Source organism: Spirulina subsalsa CS-330 (assembly GCF_028330765.1).
GTDB classification, from domain to species: Bacteria; Cyanobacteriota; Cyanobacteriia; order Cyanobacteriales; family Spirulinaceae; genus Spirulina; species Spirulina subsalsa_A.
In genome coordinates, this window is record NZ_JAQMTY010000191.1 from 1 (window position 1) to 5668 (window position 5668).

General features: G+C 55.7%; 5 protein-coding genes. 1 reads left to right on the forward strand and 4 read right to left on the reverse strand.

The window, feature by feature from the left end; all coding sequences use genetic code 11:
- Positions 1-223: 223 nt before the first annotated feature.
- Together PN477_RS13440 and PN477_RS13445 are read right to left on the reverse strand one after the other, a co-directional pair.
- Positions 224-1210: an arsenic resistance protein gene (locus PN477_RS13440; RefSeq protein WP_417158816.1), complete on the reverse strand. Its 987-nt coding sequence runs from the start codon at positions 1208-1210 to the stop codon at positions 224-226.
- An 86-nt stretch (positions 1211-1296) separates the two neighbouring features.
- Positions 1297-1704 (reverse strand): DUF302 domain-containing protein, encoded by a 408-nt coding sequence (locus PN477_RS13445; protein WP_072621935.1) that lies wholly within the window; start codon positions 1702-1704, stop codon positions 1297-1299.
- Between the two features lie 84 nt (positions 1705-1788).
- On the opposite strand from PN477_RS13445, the gene PN477_RS13450 reads away from it, so the two are divergent.
- A complete protein-coding gene (locus tag PN477_RS13450; RefSeq protein WP_272118332.1) occupies positions 1789-3087 on the forward strand; it encodes an NAD(P)/FAD-dependent oxidoreductase in 1299 nt (432 codons plus the stop codon).
- A gap of 218 nt (positions 3088-3305) precedes the next feature.
- Here PN477_RS13450 and PN477_RS13455 read toward each other — a convergent pair whose 3' ends face one another.
- The gene (locus PN477_RS13455; protein WP_272118333.1) at positions 3306-3548 is read right to left on the reverse strand and encodes a HypC/HybG/HupF family hydrogenase formation chaperone; all 243 of its coding nucleotides are present in this window, start codon (positions 3546-3548) and stop codon (positions 3306-3308) included.
- Positions 3549-3601: 53 nt separating this feature from the next.
- On the reverse strand, positions 3602-5668 hold a 2067-nt coding region (gene hypF, locus PN477_RS13460), incomplete at its 5' end, for a carbamoyltransferase HypF (RefSeq protein ID WP_272147342.1).

Below are 5668 nucleotides of genomic sequence, written 5' to 3' on the forward strand. Positions count from 1 at the left end.
AGGATAAATCAATGGCGTTAGTCGTTGAGCCTAGCAACCCTCTGCAACTCTCGTTGTTTGAGTGGATAAATGGTCAGGTAACTGGCTGTTCAGAATCTCCCACTATAGCCCGTAGGGTTTAGTGGGGGAGTATGTCAATGAAACAGCGATCGCCCCATCCTAAACCCCACACCCTACCCTTCTCCCGATGGGAGAAGGGTAGGGTGTGAGCCGATACAACCGATTAAACGGTTTCCGGTTCGGGGGCGGGCGACCCAAACAACGTATCGGTAAACTTCACATACCAGGCGGCGGCTTGGACTTGGATGATGTAGCCCATGGCGATAATCAGGGCAATTTCGGAACCATCTTCCGGGCCAAAAACAGTAATCGCGATCGCTAAGGCAATGGATAGATTCCGCATCACCGTACCGTAGACGAGGGCGATCGCATCGCCGCGATCAAAGAATGTTTTGCCCACAATTGTACTCAGGGTAAAATTCACCCCATAAATAATCGCCAAAGGCACAAAATACCCCACCAACGCCGCTGGATTATTTACAATCGCCGTCGCTTTCAACGCCAACGCCACAAACACAATGCCCAAAACTCCAACACTGGAAAACACCGGGAATTTTTTCTTGAGGTCTTTTTGATAGCGTTTTTCACCCCATGCCCGGATAATCGCCACCCGCGTCACCACCCCTAACAGCATCGGTAAAAAAACAATCGTCACAATTTGCTTAAACACATCAGCTAACGGAATTTCGACCACCGTTCCCATCAGCCACTTTGCATAAAATGGAGTAGCCAACGAGCCAATAATCAGTCCAATTACCGTCATTTGCACCGCTGCATTGAGATTTCCTTTCGCAAATCCTGTCCAAGAAATCGTCATGCCACTGGTGGGCAACAGCGACGTTAACAACAAGCCCAAGGCCACCAACGGTTGATCCGCAAAAAAGAGTTTCCCTAAGCCAAATGCCAAAAAGGGAATAATCGCAAAATTAATCAGTTGAGTTACCAATTGCAGCCGTACATTTCCCCCCATGAACACCTTCGCCACTTGCAGGTTAATCATCATCGGATAAACCATCAAAAAGGTGAGGGGAATAATCGTTGCTCGCAGAAACATCGGGTCAGTCACACTACCGAAAATTAGCCCTAAAACCATCACGGCGGGAATTGACCACACTAAATTTTTTTGTAACGATTCAAAAAATTTCCACATCATACGGAATTTCGTTCATTTAATCAATAAAGGTTTCTAGCACCCTTCTCCCGCTGGGAGAAGGGCAGGGGATGAGGGCAGCCATGTTAAGCGGGGACGGGTTCGGCGACGGGGAGGCGATCGATCACGTCGCGCATCATGGTGCTGGCTTCGAGGGCGATTTCTTTGGCGGCGGGGCTGTGAACCATCAAGAACATCATGAGGGGATCAATGGCGGAGACTTCGACGCGGCCATCGTCATGTTCTTGCACCACGACATTGCAGGGATAGAGCACGCCGGCTTTGTCGTCGGTTTCGAGCATCCGATGGGCAATGCCGGGATGGCACGCGCCGAGGATTTGGTAGCGACGGAAATTCACGTCTAATTTTTTCTTCAATGCCCCTTGGACATTAATTTCGGTGAGCACGCCCATCCCGGCTTCTTTCAGGGACTCGGTGACGGCGGCGCTGGCATCGTCAAAGCTGAGGGGAACAATCTTGCTGAAGTGATACATGGTGTTTGGTCTGTAACGTTTTATTTCTGACATGCTAATGCTACCATATTACTATGCAGTTAAGTAATTAATCATAAAATAATTATGGCTACAGTAGTTGTCATTGGGGCAGGTCTAGGTGGTTTACCGACGGCCTATGAGTTGCGGCATTATTTATCGGCGGGACATCGGGTGGTGTTGGTGTCGCAGGAACCGAATTTTACGTTTATTCCGGGGTTGATTCGGGTGGCGTTAGATTTGAACCCGCTGGAGCATGTGCAGTTGAATTTAACGAAGTTGGCCCAGCGGCATCGCTTGGAACTGGTGCAGAGTGGGGTGGTGGCGCTTGACCCGACGCAGCAGCGGCTGACTTTTGCGAATGGGGAGACGTTGAACTATGACTATTTAGCGATCGCCACTGGGGCCTCCCTCAATCTCGCCGCCATTCCGGGTCTTGGCCCCCACGGCGGCTATACCCATTCGGTTTGTACGCCAGATCATGCTGTGGCGGCGAGGACGGCATGGCGAGAATTTTTAGAGCATCCGGGGCCGTTGGTGGTGGGGGCTGCGCCAGGGGCGGGCTGTTTTGGCCCGGCCTATGAGTTTATGTTGATGGCGGATTGGGAACTACGCCGCCGGGGTCTGCGCGATCGCGCCCCGATCACCTACATCACCCCTGAACCCTACGTGGGTCATTTGGGGGTATCGGGGATCAAAAATGCCGAGCGGCTCACCGCTGAATTGATGAAAAAACGCGGTATCCACTCGATCACCAATGCCGAAATCACCCGCATCGAACCCAACACGATCCACACCGCCGACGGCCAGAGTTTCCCCTTTGCCTACTCCATGATTCTGCCCTCATTCCTGGGCGCATCCTTCATCCGCAACACCCCCCACCTCGGCAACGCCAAGGGTTTTATCTCGACCCATGCCGACGGTCGCCATCGCACCTTCTCGAATATCTATGCGCTGGGGGTCGCCGTGGAACTCAAACAACCGGATCAAACCCCTGTCCCCATTGGCCTGCCGAAAAGTGGCGAAATGACGGAGGCCATGGGCTTGGCGGTGGCCCACAATATCGCCGTGGAACTGGGGGAATTAAACGCCCCCATCACCACGCCCACCCTAGAGGCCCTTTGTTTTGCTGAGTTTGGCGATACGGGGATCGCCTATATGGCGGTGCCGGTGCTGGGCCATCCGAACCCGCAGGATCGCCGCTTTTCTGTGGCGATGCAGGGGCCCTGGGTCAATTGGACGAAAGCGGCGTTTGAGGCCTATTTCATCAAGAAAATGGAATGGGGCTTAGGTGTGCCGTGGTTTGAGCGCTTGGGGTTGAAGACGTTGTTCGGGGTGGAGTTGACGCGATCGCTCCCCAACTCCCCCCAAGCGAGTCAGGTGTGAGCCAACTGGGGCGATCGTGCCGGTCGTGCGATCGCCCAGTTGCGAGTCTGGAACTGATTGTACGAATCTGAAACTGATCATCAGTGAGCCAGAGGCTCACAGTACCCTGCCTGGAATCATCTGTAGTGCAAGCTTCTAGCTCGTTGCCCGGACTGAGAGGAGAAATCAAGCCACAGGCTCGATCAAGACGAGCAACTTGTATATCAGCAGTAGCCAGCTCAAGGGACGGCAACATTCGGGGTGAGGTGTTGGAGATAGTCGAGGGTTTCTTGGGCTTCGGCTTCGTCGATGATGCTGAGGGCAAAGCCAACGTGAACTAGGACATATTGCCCCACTTCCACCTCTGGGACATAGGCGAGGCTGACCTCTTTGACCACACCTCCAAAACTAATTTTGCCCAGACGTAGCAACGGATCCTCACCCGTCATGCTGATTACTTGGCCGGGAATTGCGAGACACATAAGCGGTTATGGGTAAGGGTGGATGGACGAAATTGAGAGGTTAGGACGGGGATTCAGGCGGTTGTTGAGCCGTTCAGCGCCAGGTACGCCGCCACTAGTTGACCCACGGCGATGCTGCCATCATGGGGGGGGAGTTGGTGGGGGATGTGGGGGCGAAACCCTCGGTGCTGGAGTTGGGTGATCGCACCTTCGACGAGATACCGATTCTGAAAACAGCCCCCGGTTAACACCACATCTCTGATCTCTAGTTCTGCCGCACTGGTGACGATTACGTCAATTAAAGTATTGTGAAATTTTGCCGCCATGCGCTCCACCCCTTGCCCTGCGTCGCGATCGCGCCACATCGCAGCAATCAACGGCCGCCAATCAAACCCCACCGCCCCAGAGTCCAGGGTTAAACGTCCCCACGGGTAGCGATCGCTCGTTTCAACCTTGTGGGCGGCAAACTCCAGCAACATTGCCCCTTGCCCCTCAAAGGTAGCGCGATCGCACAGCCCCAACATTGCCGCCACCCCATCAAACAACCGCCCCACACTGGATGTTAGCGGCGTATTCACCCCCTGGCGCACCCCCTGAAGCAAAAGCGCCTGGGTGGAGGGCGTAAACCCAGGACAAGGCGGGCAAGCCTCTCGCCATAATGCCCATAGCAACCCCAAGGCACTGCGGCGCGGTTCACGGGCGGCCACATCGCCCCCCGGCAACGGAAACGGCAGCCAATGCCCCCAACGTTGCCACCCTGCCCCATCAACCCGCAACAGTTCCCCGCCCCAAATCGTGCCATCTTCCCCGTAACCCGTGCCATCCCACGCCACCCCCAGCACGGGACGATCCCACAGTTGCGCGGCGGCAATGGCGGCTAAAACATGGGCATGGTGATGTTGCACCTGTTGCAGGGGGAGGTTGCATTGGGTGGCGTATTGGCTGGAAAGATAGTCGGGATGGCGATCGCAGACAATCCGTTCCGGTGTTGTCCCATAGAGAGATTCGAGGCTGGTAATCGTCTGTTCAAAGGCATCTAACGCCTCCGTATTACTCAGGTCGCCAATATGTTGGCTGAGGATGATCTGACGATTGACGGTGAGGGCGATCGTGTTTTTTTGATGCGCACCCACGGCTAAGGTGGGGGGCATCCCTTGGGGCAACGGGGCAACGGGTAAGGGGGCATAGCCACGCGATCGCCGCACCATCACCACCTGTCCGGCCATCACCCGGACGATCGAATCATCCACGGGCCGCACAATGGGCCGATTATGCACCAAAAACAGATCCGCAATCCCCGCCAATCGTTCCAAGGCCGCCTGTTCATCAATGCAAATCGGTTCATCAGCGCGGTTGCCGCTCGTGGCCACAACGGGATGTTGATACTGGGCCAAAATGAGATGGTGCAGGGGAGTATAGGGCAACATCACGCCCAGGGTGGGGTTGTGGGGGGCAACGTTGGGCGCGATCGCTGCCTCGGAACGGCGCGACAGAATTACAATCGGGGCTTGGGGGGACTGTAACAAGGCCCATTCTTGGGGGGAAACGTAACAATCCTGCCCAAGACGTGCCCCCACGGGATACATCAGGGCAAAGGGTTTATCGGGGCGTTGCTTGCGTTGCCGGAGTTTTGCCACGGTGCTGGCTTGCTCCGCCGCAGCGAGGAGATGAAACCCCCCCAATCCTTTCACAGCAATGATTTTACCCTCTGCAATTTTGGCAACAACCGCCGCAATTGCCGCCGACCCTTGGGCCACAGGATGCCCTGATCGATCCCAGAGTGCCACGGTGGGGCCACAGATGGGGCAGGCGTTGGGCTGGGCATGGAAACGGCGATCGCCGGGATCATCATATTCCTGCTGACAGGCTGGGCAGAGTTTGAACCCGGCCATGGTCGTGTTGGGGCGATCGTAGGGGAGGGCGTTGATGATCGTGTAGCGGGGGCCGCAGTGGGTGCAGTTGGTGAAGGGGTAGTGGTAGCGCCGATTTTGGGGGTCGAGGAGGTCAGCGACACAGGCGGAACAGGTGGCCAAGTCGGGTAAAACCAGGGTTGTTTTTGGGCCGGTGGTGGTGCTGTGGCGGATCTCAAACTGGGGGTCGCCTTGGGGGGGGAGGGTGGTCGCTTCTAGGCTGTGGATGGC

Coding starts and splice junctions, on each gene's coding strand:
- PN477_RS13440 (WP_417158816.1), bottom strand. CDS start 1,210: ATGTGGAAATTTTTTGAATCGTTACAAAAAAATTTAGTGTGGTCAATT.
- PN477_RS13445 (WP_072621935.1), bottom strand. CDS start 1,704: ATGTATCACTTCAGCAAGATTGTTCCCCTCAGCTTTGACGATGCCAGC.
- PN477_RS13450 (WP_272118332.1), top strand. CDS start 1,789: ATGGCTACAGTAGTTGTCATTGGGGCAGGTCTAGGTGGTTTACCGACG.
- PN477_RS13455 (WP_272118333.1), bottom strand. CDS start 3,548: ATGTGTCTCGCAATTCCCGGCCAAGTAATCAGCATGACGGGTGAGGAT.